12 protein-coding genes are annotated in these 17,087 nt (G+C 52.7%); all 12 read left to right on the forward strand.

What is annotated here, in order from left to right; translation table 11 throughout:
* A partial coding sequence (locus JAO85_RS18470; protein WP_202788698.1) for a glycosyltransferase occupies positions 1-1,530 on the forward strand: 1,530 nt, incomplete at its 5' end.
* A gap of 114 nt (positions 1,531-1,644) precedes the next feature.
* Complete coding sequence (locus JAO85_RS18475; protein WP_202788699.1) at positions 1,645-3,573, forward strand: glycosyltransferase; 1,929 nt, start codon at positions 1,645-1,647, stop codon at positions 3,571-3,573.
* 245 nt (positions 3,574-3,818) lie between these two features.
* Positions 3,819-4,781: a YqiA/YcfP family alpha/beta fold hydrolase gene (locus JAO85_RS18480; RefSeq protein ID WP_202788700.1), complete on the forward strand. Its 963-nt coding sequence runs from the start codon at positions 3,819-3,821 to the stop codon at positions 4,779-4,781.
* Between the two features lie 2 nt (positions 4,782-4,783).
* A complete protein-coding gene (locus JAO85_RS18485) occupies positions 4,784-5,953 on the forward strand; it encodes a nucleotide sugar dehydrogenase (RefSeq protein ID WP_202788701.1) in 1,170 nt (389 codons plus the stop codon).
* A 31-nt stretch (positions 5,954-5,984) separates the two neighbouring features.
* Positions 5,985-6,851, forward strand: a complete 867-nt coding sequence (galU, locus tag JAO85_RS18490) for a UTP--glucose-1-phosphate uridylyltransferase GalU (RefSeq protein WP_034408272.1) — start codon at positions 5,985-5,987, stop codon at positions 6,849-6,851.
* Positions 6,852-7,123: 272 nt separating this feature from the next.
* Positions 7,124-8,671 carry a glucose-6-phosphate isomerase gene (gene pgi / locus JAO85_RS18495; protein WP_202788702.1) on the forward strand — a complete coding sequence of 516 codons (1,548 nt, stop codon included), beginning with the start codon at positions 7,124-7,126 and terminating at the stop codon, positions 8,669-8,671.
* Positions 8,672-8,850: 179 nt separating this feature from the next.
* On the forward strand, positions 8,851-10,158 hold the full coding sequence (locus JAO85_RS18500; RefSeq protein WP_237734906.1) for a glycosyltransferase family A protein: 1,308 nt from the start codon (positions 8,851-8,853) through the stop codon (positions 10,156-10,158).
* 100 nt (positions 10,159-10,258) lie between these two features.
* On the forward strand, positions 10,259-12,280 hold the full coding sequence (locus tag JAO85_RS18505; protein WP_370552209.1) for a capsular polysaccharide biosynthesis protein: 2,022 nt from the start codon (positions 10,259-10,261) through the stop codon (positions 12,278-12,280).
* Positions 12,281-12,438: 158 nt separating this feature from the next.
* On the forward strand, positions 12,439-13,875 hold the full coding sequence (locus JAO85_RS18510) for a capsule biosynthesis protein (protein ID WP_237734907.1): 1,437 nt from the start codon (positions 12,439-12,441) through the stop codon (positions 13,873-13,875).
* A 36-nt stretch (positions 13,876-13,911) separates the two neighbouring features.
* Positions 13,912-15,222: a hypothetical protein gene (locus JAO85_RS18515; protein ID WP_202788705.1), complete on the forward strand. Its 1,311-nt coding sequence runs from the start codon at positions 13,912-13,914 to the stop codon at positions 15,220-15,222.
* Positions 15,219-16,604, forward strand: a complete 1,386-nt coding sequence (locus tag JAO85_RS18520; protein WP_012838742.1) for a cytochrome P450 — start codon at positions 15,219-15,221, stop codon at positions 16,602-16,604. The genes JAO85_RS18515 and JAO85_RS18520 overlap by 4 nt, the downstream gene beginning before the upstream one ends.
* Positions 16,601-16,948 carry a hypothetical protein gene (locus tag JAO85_RS18525; protein WP_034379442.1) on the forward strand — a complete coding sequence of 116 codons (348 nt, stop codon included), beginning with the start codon at positions 16,601-16,603 and terminating at the stop codon, positions 16,946-16,948. The genes JAO85_RS18520 and JAO85_RS18525 overlap by 4 nt, the downstream gene beginning before the upstream one ends.
* The last annotated feature ends 139 nt before the right edge of the window (positions 16,949-17,087 follow it).

Below are 17,087 nucleotides of genomic sequence, written 5' to 3' on the forward strand. Positions count from 1 at the left end.
CGAGCGCAACAACTGGAGCAGCTCACGAAGGCACGTGACGAGCAAGCCAAGCTGGCGCAGGAGCGTCATGCTCAGATTGAGCAACTGACCCAGGCCAAGGCCGCAGCTGAAAAGCAATCGCAGGATCGAGCGCAACAACTGGAGCAGCTCACCAAGGCACGTGACGAGCAAGTCAAGCTGGCGCAGGAGCGTCTGGCGCAGACTGAGCAACTGACCCAGGCCAAGGCCGCAGCTGAAAAGCAGTCGCAGGAGCGAGCGCAACAACTGGAGCAGCTCACGAAGGCACGTGACGAGCAAGCCAAGCTGGCGCAGGAGCGTCATGCTCAGATCGAGCAACTGACTCAGGCCAAGGCCGCAGCTGAAAAGCAGTCGCAGGATCGAGCGCAACAACTGGAGCAGGTCAGCAAGGCGCGTGAAGAGCAGATGCTGTTGGCACGGGGGCGCTTGGAGCAGATCGAGCAGTCTGCTTTGGCTAAGGCTGCTGTGGAACAACAACTCAAAGAGCGAATGGTCTTGTTGGAGCAGTTAATGAAAGTGCACGACGAGCAGATTGAACTGGCGCAGGAAAGACGGGCACAGATCAAAGATCTGACTCAATCAAAGGTTGTTGCGGAAAACTTAGCGCAAGAACGCGCGCAACAATTGACGATATTTCGAGAAATGCATGCTGAACAACTGAAAAGTAACAATTCTTTTCCGTTGATTAGTAATCAACCGCCTATTAATACGATAAAGAAGAATATTTTTATTTTGATAAGGTATTCTGTTCTTTTAGAAACGGCAAAAGACTATTGGAGAATAGGTCGCACTGAATTTTCTTCCTACAGAGAAGTGCTTTTTTCTGAAGAAAGATTGAAAACTAGAGAACACCTTTTTTCAAAAATCTGCCTCCCTTCTTTGCAGAATATTTATAAAGAAAATATTAATAGCGAAGAATCGGTTAACTTCAAAGCTATTATTTTGTCCTCTTCCGACCTACCAGAAGATAGCAAAATATTTCTAGAAAATGTAAAGAAGGAGAATGATTTTATTGAATTGGCTTATACATCAGAAAAATCTGGTGGGGTTTCGAAAGGTTTTGAAGAATATTTGTCTGTAATTTCTCCGGATGAATATTGTGCCACTGTCAGGCTGGATGATGACGATGCCCTATCTTTGGACTGGTTTTATAAAATAAAAGAATATATCAAGCCTGAGTTCGAGGACTATGTAATATCTCTATGCGGTGGATATGCATTGATGGTGGATGAAGATCTTAATATACAGTCAATAGCTGATTTTAAGATGAGATTCGGTGCTTTAGGGCTTTCGTACATAGCCAAAGGTGGGTCAAAATACAATATATATAATTGTGGCGCTCATTATAAGACTGATGAGAAGAATCCAACCATACTGTATTCTGATGGTAAATATATACTTAGAACTTATAGTAAAACAAATGATTCAGGGGACAAGTTTCCTGAGAGTGGCATCATTAAAAATGATGACTGCAAGAATGTATTAATTGATAATTACGGAATTAATTTTTGATTTAATTTATGAATTTTTAATTGAATTTCTTGGTTGAAATAATACTTGGAATTCAATTAAGTCATCTTTTAGATTATTAAAAATATTCCTTGTATACTCTAATTGGAGCTGTTCATGAGTTTCTCTAAGGCAAATAATTTGACTCGGCAGGGTAATTATGCTGAGGCTGAGCGGATATATTCAGAGTTGTATTCAAATAATCCATTGGATATTTATCTTGATGGGTTGAATTTCGTCAGAAGTAAGCAAGAAAAAACTACGGTCGCGTCACAATATAAAAAAAGAAAAGACGGCGCTATAAAAAGAGTCCTTTTTGTAACGGCTGGACTTAAAGGGCCTACTGCAGGTGGCGGAATTGCTACATGCTTTCATAGCATGATTAAAACTCTTGGAGAAAGTCAGGGGAGTCGAGTATCTGTCCTGTATATTGCACATCCATATTATTCCAAAGAAGGTTATGATTTCTGGAAAAAATATTATAAAGAAGAGTGTAATGCTGAATTGCTGGTGACCAATATAAACAAGAAGAACTATGGTTCTCAGGAAATGCAGCGCTCTCATGCAGTATTGGAATATTTGGTAGAGAATTCCTCCAGTTTTGATACGATTGTTTTTCATGATTACATGGGTCTTGCTTACTACTCTTTGTTGGCCCAGAAGAATGGAATGGCCTTGTGCGATAAGAGAATAGTGATTTCAGCGCATGGGAATCATACTCTCTCATACCATTTCGGACAGAAGAAAATAAAAACCTGGAATGAAAAAGTGACTTTCTTCATGGAAAGAGAGTCTCTTAAAATGGCGAATGAAGTAACTACGCCAAGTGAATATTATAAAGGTTGGTTCCTGTCAAACTTCGGGGTCAATAATGCAGAGGTGATGCCAAATATTATTCTCCATGAAGAGGGGGAATCTTCTAAAACTCCAATTAAATTCGGTTTCAAGAAAAAAGATATTCCTCTTGTTATATTTTATGGTCGCATGGAGCGATTGAAAGGTATAGATGTATTTCTAGAAGCATTAAAAAATAGCGAAGAGAAATTGAATGTTTTGTTTGCAGGGAATTCTTCAAAAATTGATGACGTAGATTCGAAGAAATATATTGAAGAGAAACTGAAAGATTGCGCAGTTGATTTTAGATTTGAATTCAATTGCAAATCAGCAGACATATATCATTTTGCCAATGAAAATAATGGTTTATTTGTTTTTCCGACTTTAGGAGAGACTTCTTCGTGTGTCGTTGTTGAATCTATATTGCATGGTGCAAAGTTTTTGGCATCCGATATACCTGGCATCAAAGAGTTGATAAAAAAGGAATATCATAATAATTATCTTTTCGAAAGTGGCTCATCTTCTTCTCTTTTGGAAAAGCTAGTTAAGCATGTTCCTTCCACTTCTGAGGATGTTCTTTCCTTTGAAATGCAAGAAAATAAGAAAAAATGGATTGATTATCTAGAGGCAGATGGTGGTTTGTCTGACTTGAGTGAAATTAATTTTGGGAATGATTTGATTTCTATTGTTATTCCTACTGCAGACAGGCCTGCGCTCTTGGAGGAATCTCTGGCATCAATAAAAAAGCAAAGCTATAAAAAGACTGAGATTATTGTTTTTGATGATGCCAGTGTTGAGTATGATAAAAATGAATCCATTGCGCTAAAGTACGGTGCAAGGTATTTCCGCTCTGAAACAAAAATATATAAAGGGGCCGCGTGCAATCAGGCTGTAAAGCATGCAAAGGGGAAGTATGTGTGCTTCTTCGATGATGATGATATTGCAAAGCCAGATATGTTGGAGATGTATGCGCGCTGTTACTCTCTGAATCCTGAAATTGATGTCATATCTGGCTTTGCCGATTGCTTTGAACATCAGGATTATGTAGATAGCGGGCTTATTCGACCTGGTTATACCTCTTTGGCTTTGGGTGGCGGTGCTGAAGTCAACTTGTCGATTAATTTTTTTGGCAAAGGTACGTTTATTGTCAGAAAGGATAAATTCTTGGAGGTGGGGGGTATGAAGAAGATATCGATTCCGTGCCTATGGTAGATTATCGGTTCTATATAAAATCTGCTCTTTCAAAGCTGAAAATACATAATTTACCAATCGGAGTTTATTACTATAGAAAAAATTCTCCAAATAGTTTGTTTTACATTAATAAGGATAAAAAGAATCTTCAATTTCTTGCAAAGAAGTCGATAGAGAATATTATGAAAAATAAACTTGGTGAAGATCTTGGTAATTCGTTCTCTGCGATTTCATGGAATATTTCTCTCCCCTTGTACGAGTGAGCTATGAAGAAAATATTTTCTGGTGAGGACATTGAGGTTTTTCATAATGAAGGAGATAGTGAGAAGAAATTTATTTCTTTCGCATCTTGGAATTCTGCTGGAAATGGAACTTCGTTTGGAGCTTCTTTTTTTCAAAAAAGGAACATAGAAGCTTATTATATTTGCCAGCGCAAAAAAAATCATTGGTGGCATTCAAGTGAGATTCACCAGGCTGCTAAATCAATAAGGGATGATGGTAAAGAAAATATTTTGTATGGATCTTCCATGGGAGGGTATGCGGCATGTCATCTACAGAATATATTTTCCGCGTCCGCAAGTATTGCTATTGCTCCGCAAATATTTATAGATAAGCGAATAAATTCAATAGAGAAAAGGTGGCCTGCAGATCTTGAAAGTGTAAATAGAGATTTGGCCTTTGATGAAGTGGCTAGCATTGGAGCTATTTCTTCACCTACCTACATTTTTTATGATCCATTGCATGACCTCGATGCAAATCATATGAAAATACTGAGTGGGAGTGTTTGGGGTGGGGACATTAAATATTTTCAAGTTCCTTACGGCAATCATGATGTTGCTAGAGTCTTAAATAACTCTGGTATATTGAAAGATATAATAATGTCTGTTGCTGATGGAAATATTGGTCCTGATATATATTCCAGATGCATGAAAGCTTATTTGAAGGATAAGAAATGTTTTTTAAATTTCTATAGAAGATATTTAGGGGGAAATTCTACTGAAGATATAGAATCTCATTCTGAGATATTTGATTTTCATGTCAAGGATACCTCTGGCCTGGATTTCGAAGGACTCTATATGCTATCTGAATGTTTTTTCCATATGAGGAACTTTGATTGTTCATATGAATATATGGAAAAGTCTTTGGATTTATATAGGAAATCGTACAGGAGAGAGCCTCCTAGTTACCTTTGGTTAAAATTAGATAATATTAAGAAAAGTTTGAAATAACTATGAAGATAGCAATTGCGGGTACAGGATACGTCGGCCTCTCGAATGCCATGTTGTTGGCACAGCATCATGAGGTGGTGGCGCTTGATATTGACGAGCGTAAAGTAGCTCTGCTCAATGACAGGAAGTCTCCCATTGTGGATGCCGAGATTCAGAGTTTCCTGGCGGAAAAGAAACTGAACTTCCGTGCCACGCTGAATAAGCAGGATGCTTATGCTGGCGCGGACTTTGTCATCATCGCCACGCCTACGGATTACGATCCGCAAACGCAGTACTTCAATACCAAGTCGGTGGAGTCGGTGGCACGAGAGGTGATGGCCATCAATCCGGATGCGGTGATGGTGATCAAGTCGACGGTGCCTGTCGGCTTTACCAAGCGCCTGAAGGAACAACTGGGTAGCGAGAACATTGTTTTCTCGCCAGAGTTTCTGCGTGAAGGCAAGGCCCTTTATGACAACCTGCATCCCAGCCGCATCGTGGTTGGAGAGCGTTCCGAGCGCGGTCAGCAGTTTGCCGACCTGCTGTGCGAGGGCGCCATCAAGAAGGATGTTCAGGTATTGCTGACGGACAGCACCGAGGCCGAGGCCATCAAGCTGTTTGCCAATACCTATCTGGCCATGCGAGTCGCGTATTTCAATGAACTGGATACCTATGCGGCCGTGCATGGGCTGGATACGCGCCAGATTATTGAAGGGGTCAGTCTCGACTCACGCATTGGTGGGCATTACAACAATCCTTCGTTTGGTTACGGCGGTTATTGCCTGCCCAAGGACACCAAGCAGTTGCTGGCCAACTATGCCGATGTTCCGCAGAGCCTGATGCATGCGATTGTGGAGTCGAACCGCACACGCAAGGATTTTGTGGCGGACGATATCTTGAAGCGCAATCCCAAGGTGGTGGGTATCTACCGCCTGGTGATGAAGGCCGGCTCGGACAATTTCCGTGCTTCTTCCGTCCAGGGGGTGATGAAGCGCCTCAAGGCCAAGGGTGTGGAGGTTGTTGTGTATGAGCCTGTGCTCGATGCTCCTGATTTCTTCCACTCCCGCGTTGTCAAGAATTTGGCGGAGTTCAAGCAGATTGCCGATGTGATCGTGGCCAATCGTGTTGTGGATGAACTGACCGATGTACCGCACAAGGTCTATACACGTGACTTGTTCGGCGGCGATGCGTGAGCCGTCATTTGTTCATTAAAGGTTTGCAACGATGAAGGTCACAAAAGCAGTTTTCCCGGTCGCGGGTATGGGAACCCGTTTTCTACCTGCCACCAAGGCCAGTCCCAAGGAGATGCTGCCGGTGGTTGATAAGCCGCTGATTCAGTATGCGGTGGAAGAAGCTCTGGCTGCTGGCATCAAGGAAATGGTGTTCGTGACAGGCAGAAGCAAGCGCAGCATCGAAGACCATTTCGACAAGGCTTACGAGCTGGAAAATGAGCTGGAGCGTCGCGGCAAGACCGAGATGCTCAACTATGTGCGCAGCCTGATGCCTTCAGACATGAAGTGCGTCTTCATTCGCCAGGCTGAGGCCTTGGGTCTCGGTCATGCCGTGCTGTGTGCACAGCCTGTAGTGGGCAATGAGCCGTTTGCCGTGTTGCTGGCTGATGATTTGCTGGATGGCGAGCCGGCGGTGATGCGCCAGATGGTGGACGTGTACGACTACTACAAGTGCTCGGTGCTGGGTGTGCAGCAAGTGCCGCGCGAAGACACGCGCAGCTACGGCATCGTGGACAGCAAGCCTCTCAAGGAAGGCCTGGAGGCCGTGCATGCGATTGTGGAAAAACCCAAGCCGGAGGAAGCACCTTCCACCCTGGCCGTGGTGGGGCGCTATGTGCTTACGCCGCGCATCTTCCATCATCTGGCGCGCCTGGGTCGGGGCGCTGGTGGGGAGATACAGCTCACCGACGGGATTGCCGAGCTGATGAAGGAAGAGCAGGTGCTGGCCTACCGCTATCAGGGCAAGCGCTATGACTGCGGCTCCAAGATCGGCTACCTGGAAGCCACGCTGGCCATGGCGCGCAAGCACCCAGAGGTAGGGGAGCAGTTCGAAGCGCTGCTTCAGTCGCTGCGCAGCTAGGAAGCGCCAGTACAACCCTTGCGATGCAGTCCGAAGTAAGGCGGTAGCCGTGTGGCTATCTACGGCTTCGGCTGCGTCTCGTTCGGGTTCGGGTTCGGGTTCGGGATTGTGTCGCTTGCTCTAAAAGCATAGCTACTGGCGTTCGTACTTGATGGGTTTCATATAACAAATCGTTTGAAGCCATTTTGGGACGTGCGCAGAAGGCTACTTTTTCAAGAGCTAATGCAGGCAAGACCTGCAAAATGTGATTTGACAAGGATGAAGTTTTGAGTGTGGATACACCCATTTGGCAGGCGCTGAAATCCAGGGCTGCCGTTTGCGAGCAAACGCTGAATCTGCAACAGGCACTGGGCAGCCCTGGCCGGTTTGAGTATTTGAGCTTGCAGGCACCTCATGTTTTGCTGGATTGCTCCAAATCCTTGTGGGACGAGGCTGTGTTGAAGGCCTTGCTGCAATTGGCCAGGGAGGCCGGTTTGGCGCAGCGGCGCGATGCCTTGTATGCCGGGGCCGTGGTGAACGAAACCGAGCAGCGCCCGGCCTTGCATGTGCGCTTGCGTGCTCCTTTGGCGCCGCAGGGTTGCTCCATGCCAGAGGACGAATGCCATGTGGGCCTTCGCGCCATGCTGACTTTGGCGCAGCAGTTGCGTGAACAGGCCCGTTTTACGGATGTGGTGCATATCGGCATTGGTGGCTCGGGCCTGGGGCCTGAACTGTTGCTGCAGGCACTGCAACCCTGGTGTCAAGGCGGGCCGCGTGTGCATGTGGTGTCCAACATGGACGGCCATGATCTGCAGCAGGCGCTTCAAGGGCTGGAGCCCGAGCGGACATTGTTCATCGTGGCTTCCAAGTCCTGGTCCACGGCCGAGACACAGCGCAATATGGCATCGGCCAAGGCCTGGGTATGTGCGGCTGGTGACCTGCATTGGCCGGATCATTTTGTGGCCGTGTCTTCGCGCGAAGATATTGCCCGTCAGAATGGCTTTACGCAGACGCTGCATATCCCGGAGGGGATTGGCGGGCGCTTTTCCATCTGGTCTGCCGTTGGATTGCCGGTGGCTTTGGCCGTTGGGCCGGCGGTTTTCGAGCGTTTGCTGGCCGGTGCAGCGGAGATGGATGCGCACTTTGCCCAGGCGCCGCTGGAGCGCAATGCGCCGGTATGGCTGGGTTTGCTGGATGTGTGGTACGGCAGTTTTCTGCGTATGCCGGGGCGCTGCGTTGCGCCGTATCACCATGGCTTGCGCCGACTGCCGGCTTATCTGCAGCAGCTTGAGATGGAGAGCAATGGCAAGCAGGTGCGTGCAGATGGCAAGCCTGTGGGCTATCCAACGACCGGCATGGTTTGGGGTGAGCCCGGCAGCAATGGCCAGCATGCTTTCTTTCAGTGGTTGCACCAGGGAACCCAGCGTATTCCGGTGGAGTTCATTGCCGCTCGCACGGCGACCCATGGCTTGCCCGAGCATCAGGAGGCCTTGCTGGCCAATGCACTGGCCCAGGCTCAGGCGCTGATGCAGGGAAGCAAGGCAGGGCCTGGGCAACTGGCAGGGCATCAGGATTTTCCGGGCAATCGCCCCAGCACCTTCATGTTGCTGGATGCATTGACCCCCGAGTCGCTGGGCGCCTTGCTGGCTCTGCATGAGCACCGGGTGTTTGTTGCAGGCACGGTATGGGGCATCAACAGCTTTGACCAGTGGGGGGTGGAGCTGGGCAAGACGCTGGCCAAGGATTTGCGTACGCGCATGGATTCTGGCGATCTGTCGGGGCTTGACGCTTCCACGGCGGGATTGCTGGTGTATTGCTGCCCGGAAACGGAGCAAGTCTGATGAAGGCCTTGCGTGGTTTCCTGCATCTGCTGCGCGGCAATTTTGCCAGCGCTCTGGCCGAGGTTGGTGTCAGCTCTTCGAATGGACTCAATAGCTGGCTGCCTTGGGCATATTACCGGATGGGCATGTATGCCACGGTGGCGGCACTGCCGCTGAAGCCGGGTCGCAGGCGCCATGTGATGCCTGCCGTGGTTTCTCTGGCCGCATGCGGCCAGCATGACCGGGCACGCAAGATGCTGGCGGCGGCGCAATGGCGGGGGACTCCGGCGCGCTTGCGCGTCGCATTGGCCGATGCCTTGGCGCCTTTCATGCCTGTTGAGGCTCTGCAATTGCTGGAGTCTGTGCAAGAGGCCGCATCTCCAGCTCTGCATGCTGCGCTTTTGTTGCGCACAAACCAGACTCAGCGAGCGCGCGAGTTGTTGGCAGATGCCCGAAACAGCGGCCAGGCAGCGCGCTATCCAGAGTTGTTTCTCTATCAGACGATGGCGGATCCTGATCGGCCAGAGCAGCAACTGGAACGGCTCAATCTTTTTTTTGCTGCTTATGGCTTGCCGCCGTTGGCATTGCGTAATCCGCATGAGGCACCCGGCCCATGCAATGTGAAATTGCCCGACTTGCCGGCAGCGGCGGATGGTCCTTTGGTTTCGGTCCTGATGACGACGTTCCAGACCGGCGCGAGAGCATCGGTAGCGATCGAGTCCCTGTTGAACCAGACCTATCGCAATCTGGAGATCATCGTGGTGGATGATGCCAGCACTGACGACACCCCCGAGTTGGTGGAGACGTGGGCGAAAAAAGACGCACGCGTGAAGCTGCTGCGGCTGCAAACGAATGGCGGTACTTACCTGGCCAAGAGCATGGGTCTGCAGCTTGCACGCGGAGAGTTTGTGACATGCCACGATTCTGACGATTGGTCGCATCCGCTGAAGATCGAAATGCAGGTGCGCCCTTTGTTGGAAGACGCTTCGCTGGTAGCAACAACTTCGCATTGGGTGCGTATGCAGGATGATGGCGTTTTCTATGCCCGTCCCGTGCATACCTTGATGCGCCTGAATCCCTCTTCACCGATGTTTCGGCGTGAGTTGGTGTTGCAGCGCATGGGTGCCTGGGACTGCGTGAGAACGGGAGCGGACAGTGAGTTTCATGCACGGCTGAGGCTGGTGTTTGGAAAAGCCGCCGTCAAGCGCATTGCGAAGCCGCTGGCATTGGGTTCGCACCGTGTGGGTTCGCTGATGACGGCAGAGGACACAGGCTATTCGGATGCAGGTGTTTCACCGCAGCGGCTGGCTTACTGGGAGGCTTGGGCTAGCTGGCATCTGGATTGTTTGCGCCACGGCAAGGCACCTGGCCTGCCCCTGGATCTGGAGGCTTTGTCTGCAGGCCGTCTCTTCGCCGCGCCTGAGGAGATCTGTGTCAAGCCAGAGCAGGTCAGGGCTGCGCAGGATCAGGTCCGGCAACAGGTGCTGCGTGCCGGCGGCAAACAGTAAACCCGCTTTATGTGAGAGCCAGGTGTCGGAAAGAATTGGCATTTTTTCGAGAGGAATATTTCGCATTCCTCTGCTGGCGGTGTTGCTAAAGGCGACGCCAGTGCGCTTGCGCGTGTGGCACGCCGCCCCGGTTGATGTGGTAGCCGGCTGGGGTCTGCGTCCTACCACTCGAAAGGCTGTGGCCTATGCAGGCAAGCATGGTTTGCCTTATGTGGCGCTGGAGGATGGCTTTCTGCGCTCCTTTGGCACGGGAGAGCATTTTCCGCCGTTGTCGCTGGTGATTGACGATGCAGGCATTTATTACGATTGCACGCGACCCAGTGCATTGGAGCAACTGCTGAGCAGCGATGCCGATGTGCTGGCACCGGATGCCACGCTGGTGCGGCAGGCCCGCGAGAAGCTGCTTTCAGCGGGCCTCAGCAAATACAACCATGCACCGGATCTGCCCGCAGGCGTGTTGCGTGCCGATGATGTTCAGCGGGTTCTGGTGGTGGACCAAACGGCTGGGGATATGAGTGTGGCCAAGGGTGGGGCGGATGCCGCTACGTTTGAAGCCATGCTGGCGGCAGCGCTGGACGAGAATCCGCAGGCCACGGTCTATATCAAGACCCACCCCGAAGTGACTTCGGGCCGCAAGGGCGGCTATCTGACGCGTGTGCAGCCCGATGCCCGTACGGTGGTGCTGCGTGATGCGGTCAACCCGATGAGCCTGATTGCTCAGATGGACAAGGTTTATGTGGTCAGCTCAACCATGGGCTTTGAGGCCTTGCTTGCCAGCAAGCCGGTGGTCTGCTTTGGTGTGCCCTGGTACGCGGGCTGGGGTGTGACGGATGATCGCCAGCCGCAGCATGCAGCCATGGGGCGCAGGGCCGGCCGCAGCCGCTCGGTGGACGAGTTGTTTGCCGCCGGTTATATGCACTACACCCGATATCTGAATCCTGAAACAAGGCAGTTGGGCTCCATCGCAGATATGACGGTCTGGCTGGATAGGCAGCGGGAGATGGCCCGGCGTTACTCGGGTCGGATGATTTGCGTAGGTTTTCCGCGCTGGCGCGCCTGGAATTTTCGGCAGATGCTGTCCTTGCACGCAAAGCGGGTTGTTCACGCACGCAGCGCGGATGCTGCTGCCGCGCTGAAGCCTGAAAGAGATGACTGTCTGGTCTGCTGGGGCCGGGTGCCGCCAGAAGGTGTGCAGGAGTTGGCTGATGCGGCGGGCGTGCGCCTGCTGCGCATGGAGGACGGCTTTGTGCGCTCCGTGGGGCTGGGTTCCGACCTGATCCCGCCGCAGTCCTTTGTGCTGGATGCCAAGGGCATTTATTTCGATCCGGGCCAGCCTTCGGAGCTGGAGGATCTGCTCAATAGCCGGGCATTCACGGCGCAGGACCTGGAGCGTGCGCGCAATGTGCGCGCCTTCATCGTCGAGCACGGCATCACCAAGTACAACCTGGAGCCCAATTGCCCGGTGGACTGGTTCCACAAGGACCGTCCGAAGGATGGTCGGCAAGTGGTGCTGGTGCCGGGGCAGGTGGAGGACGACGCATCCATTCGCTTTGGCTGCGACGCCGAGGGTGTTTGCACGAATCTTGGTCTGCTCCAGGCAGCACGCTCTGCATTTCCCGATGCTTTCATTGTCTTCAAGCCGCACCCTGATGTGAGCAGCGGCAATCGCAAGGGGCGTGTAGAGCCGGCTCAGGCTTTGCGGTATGCCGACCACATTGAGCAAGACGCTTCGGTGGTGAGCTGTATTGAGGCCTGCGATGTGGTGGTGACCATGACCTCGTTGACCGGCTTTGATGCCTTGCTGCGCAACAAGCAAGTGGTGGTGCACGGGCGGCCGTTCTACGCTGGTTGGGGCCTCACGCAGGACTGTCTGCCCGTGCCGCGCCGCAGCCGCTCGCTGTCTCTGGACGAGCTGGTTGCCGGAGCACTGCTGCACTACCCCTTGTACTGGGATCCGGTGCTCAGAGGCTACACAAGCTGCGAAGCGGTGCTCAGGCGTTTGCTTGAACAACGTACCGCCCTGGAGGAGTCGGGCAGTTTGCAGGGCCTGAAGTCCGGCTGGTTGAGGCGGCAATGGCGCAAATCCAAGGTATTGCTTCAGTCGATTTTGTCGGATTGGTGATACTTACCTTTTTTTGCAATTATTTTTCATCGATTTGTTGTCAACGTGCCGTGATGTGCACAGGTCTCTCTCGGTGAAACCCCTAAAATAGGGCGGTCATGCTTCATGACGCCTCCATAAAGATATCAAGCGGCCTGACAGCCCGCAGTTCCTACCGCATGAAGAACAAGAGTGGATTTGCGTCTAAACGTGTTTTGTTGCTACAAGGCCCGGTAGGGCCTTTTTTCTGGAACCTGGCCAAGGACTTGCGCTCGGTGGGGGCGACTGTTTTCAAGTTCAACTTCAATGCAGGGGATTGGCTGTTCTATCCGCGCAAGGCCCATTCGTTTAAGGGGGAGTTGGCACAGTGGCCCGAGGTTCTGGAGGCCTTCATCATCAGGCACCGGATTGACGCGGTGCTGCTGTTCGGCGATTGCCGGCCTGTGCATGCGTGCGTGCGCTCCATGACGGAGCGTCTGGGTTGTGCCTTCGGCGTGTTTGAAGAAGGCTATCTGCGGCCCGACCACATCACGTTTGAGCCCATGGGCGTCAACGGGCATTCTCATTTTGAAAAGAGACTGGCCATATGGCTTAAACAGAGGGCGCATCAAGAGACTACGCCACAGCCTTCTCATCCGAATGGACCGGTGACGGAGTCATGGAAGAAGGTCGGGAATTCATTCTGGCATTCGGCCATGTGGGGCATGCTGTATTTCTTTGCTGCCTGGCTGGGGCAGTGGTTCTGGAATAACTCCCTGCATCACAGAAGCATGACCGTGAGGGATGCGCCTTGGTGGTGGCTGAGTTATCTGCGTAAATTCTGGTATCGCCGCACGGAAAAGGAAATCGAGAATCTGCTGCTTGGAGATTTGCGCAAGAAATTCTTCCTGGCTCCGTTGCAGGTATATAACGATGCCCAGATAGTGGTTCACTCGAACTATGATTTCGTGACGGATTTCATCAATCACGTTTTGCATTCATTTTCCAGGGCACAGGCTCTGGAGCGCATGAACGGCGTGCCCGAAGGTGGAAAGTCGATTGCGAATGACGTGGTGGTGTTCAAGCACCACCCCATGGACCGGGGACACCGGAACTACGCCAATATCATCAGTCTGTTGGCAAAGCGCCATGGTTTGCAGGGCAAGGTCTTATATATTCATGACCAGCATCTGCCATCGTTGCTCAAGAATGCCAAGGGGGTGGTGCTGGTCAATAGCACGACCGGTCTTTCGGCTTTGGGTCATGGTGCCCCAGTCAAGGTCTGCGGCAATGCCTTGTATGACCTGGAAGGCTTGACCTTTCAGGGCAAGATGCGGGATTTCTGGTTTCGGGCCCATCAGGCCATTCCTGACCAGGAAATGCTTTCGCGCTTTCGCAAGGCCTTGATAGAGTGCACGCAGATCAATGGCAGCTTCTATCGCCGGCTTTCGGCGGTCTCATGGCGTTGCGGGGCGGCGCTGGATGGCCAGATGGCGCAGCGCCTGTGGGGAGGCGGTTCGTCGGTGGATCCCTTGCTTTGGCCGGAAGAGGCTGTGGATCCGGTATTCGTTTCCCGGCAGGAAAATCAGGAAAATGCCATGCCTTCTATGTTGCAGGGGGTGGCCTCTGTCGAATAAGCCATGGTATGAAAGGGTTCCGTTTTCCGGAGTGCAATGACTAGCAGAGAAAAGAACATCTCATTTGAGTCTTCCGGGAAGACAAGTGATTGCGAGCGCCTGGTGATCTTCATGGGTGGCTTTGATCCCCGTGGTGCAAGGCATTATCACCAGTTGATGCGCGCCGAGTCGCAAAAGCAGCCGTCTGTTTCCGAGGGTAGAAAATACGCGATTGGCAGCAGAGAGAAGTGGAATGAGGGCGAGGCCGCGCAAGAAAAATCGCTGCATTCTCGATGGCGGGTTTCTCAGGCGGGGTCCGAAAATACTGCATCTGCCGATTTTGTTTTCTTTGACTGGCATGATCAGGTTCGTCTTCATTGGCCCCAAAGTCGGGCGGAAGTCTTTCGCCAGGCCCTGGGAACCTATATTGCTGTCTGGAATTTGAGGCAGTGGCTGAAACCTGTACGAGAGCAGGCGCGTTTTACTTTGTGGGCACTGATGTACCCGCTGTTTTATGTGCTGTTGGTGCTGCTGGCTGGAGTCGGCATGGGCTCTTTGCTCGTTAATCTATGGGACGGTTTGCCGAAAGCGGGCGCATTCGCACTGGTGCTTGCGGTGCTTGCTGCCGTTTGCTGGGGCGGCTTTGTGCTGGACCGGTATCTGCATATCAGCTGGCTTTTGAGAATTTTGAACTTTGCCCATGCCAGTTCCGGGAAAACATTCCCCGTGCTGGATGCGCGTATCGAGGCGATGGCCGCCGAGGTGGCACAGGCCATGCAGCAGCAGCGGTGGCGCGAGGTGGTCGTGGTCGGCTTCAGTGTCGGCAGTGTGCAGGCTCTGAAGTTGACTCAGGCGCTTCGCCGTAAGCTGGCTGAAGATCCGTTATCCTCACACGCTTCTCGCAAGCCGCTGATGAGCTTGGTCACCCTGGGCAATTGCATTCCGTTGTTCGGGCTGTTTCCCGGCGCTGGCGCGTTGCGGCAAACCTTGCGTGAGGTCGCCATGGACGACGCGGTGTACTGGGCCGATATTTCTTCTCCCAGCGATAGCGTGTGTTTCGGCATGTGCGATGTAGTGGGGCTGTCGTTGCGCGAAGATGGGCGCAAGGATGAGACCCAGGCCGCCAGCCCGGTTATCGAGGCCGGAAAGCGCCGGGCCCAGTGGGGATTCAATCCGCAAGCGATATGCTCCCCGCGCTTTCACAAGCTGTTTTTGCCGACAACCTACCGTTGGTTGCGCAGGAACAAGATGCGCATGCATTTTCAGTATCTGATGGCCGGCGAAGTTGCCGGTGCCTATGATTATTTCGAGTTGCTCACCAGCGCCGGTCCGATGCGTGACTACATAGAGAGGAAATTGGTGCGATGAGTCGTTTCTGTCCCGTTTATCCCAAGCCCCACCCCGAACAGACATCGAAGCTGCGCATGTTCTGGCATGCGCGGCGCTCCTGGATGGACGCCCTGTTCGAGCGCAGCTACAGCATGCAGATGGGTGAGGTTCATCTGCCCGGCGTGGATCTCTACATGCTCAATGACATCAAAGAGGTCAAGAGAGTCATGCAGAGCGAGGCGCAGCAGTTTCCCAAAAGCCATCTGCTGCATGAATCGCTGGAGCCTTTGCTGGGGGACAGCATCTTCACGACCAATGGCGAGCAGTGGCAGCGTCAGCGCACCATGATGAATCCCGCGTTTGCCCAGGCGCGCGTGAACGTCGCTTTCCCGCGCATGCTGGGAGCCGCGCAATCCATGCTGGAGCGCCTGGATGCCGTGGAGGAGGGACAGCCGTACGACATCGAGATCGAGATGACCCATGTCACGGCCGACATCATTTTCCGCACGATTTTCTCCAAGCCCATGCAGGGGCCGGATGCGCATCGCATCTTCGAGGCATTTGCCCGCTATCAGTCACTGGCGCCCAAGCTCATGCTGCCTGCGCTGTTCGGTGCTCGCTGGTTGACCATGCCCTGGTATCGCTGGCAGAGCAACCAGGCGGCCAGGGAGATTCGTGGTTTGCTGCACGCCATGATCAAGCCGCGCTATGAAGCGCATCTGAAGGGCGAGGCCGAGGAGCAGGAGGATATTCTTGCCGCCTTCATGCAGGCCAAGGATCCGAACACAGGCGAGCCTTTCAACGAGGAAGAGCTGGTCAATCAGGTCGCCATGCTGTTTCTGGCAGGGCATGAAACTTCGGCCAGCGCACTGACCTGGGCCAGCTATCTTCTGGCCCAGTCACCCGACATACAGCAGCGTGCCTACGAGCAAGTGGTGGAAGTGGTTGGCGATCGTCTGCCGCAGCAGGCAGACATGAAGAGCTTTTCTCAGGTCTGGAATATCTTTCGGGAGACCTTGCGTCTGTTTCCCCCTGTGGGCTTCTTCGCCCGGGAGAATGTTCAGTCCTGTCCTATCAGGGGCAAGCAGCTGAAGGAGCGCAGCACGGTGGTGGTGGCGCCCTGGCTGCTGCAGCGCCACCGAAAATGGTGGAAGAACCCCGATGCCTTCGATCCGGATCGCTTTGATCGTGAGGAGGACAAGGAAGCCATCAAACACGCCTACATGCCTTTCAGCATGGGTCCGCGTGTCTGTCTGGGAGCTGCATTTGCCTTGCAGGAGGCGGTCTTGATTCTGGCCTGCCTGCTGCAGCGCTATGAAATCCTGCCGGCGGCAGGCCATGTGCCGCAGCCTGTGGGGCGGCTGACGATTCGCTCCGAAAATGGCGTACGCATCAATTTGCGCAAGAGAGAGGCTGCATGAAGGAGCGCCTGGCAGGTTTTGCGCTGATGTGTGCAGTCGTTCCGCTGGCGGTCGTGGGCTGGCTGATTCTTTGCTGGGTTGGCCTGTTCGGCAAGACGGAGCGGGGCAGGGCCGGAGTGCGGGCGCTGGACCATTTTGTCAATGCGGCAGTGCTCAATGGCTATGCCTGGGAAAGCGTGTCATCGCATGCCTGGCGCGAACGCGAGAACAAGCGCTGGGCGCGTTGGGTCATCCGGATCACCGATCGCTTCCAGAAGGATCACTGCATGCGTGCCAACAAGCGCGAGCAGCCCGTGGTGGACCTGATTCTGAAAAAAGGTCTGCAGGGCCAGACGATCAGGTGACAGGGCTGCCAGGCCATTCAGCCCATGAGCAGGATGAGCTCATTACGCCTCATTACGCTTCATGCACGGTCCGGGTCAGCGAGATTCGGCTCTGGCGCGTTAAGGACTGAAGCGTTTCCGGGACGAAGCGCGATCTCGC

Origin of the sequence: Comamonas sp. NyZ500 (assembly GCF_016772095.1) — a bacterium.
Lineage (GTDB): Bacteria > Pseudomonadota > Gammaproteobacteria > Burkholderiales > Burkholderiaceae_C > Comamonas > Comamonas thiooxydans.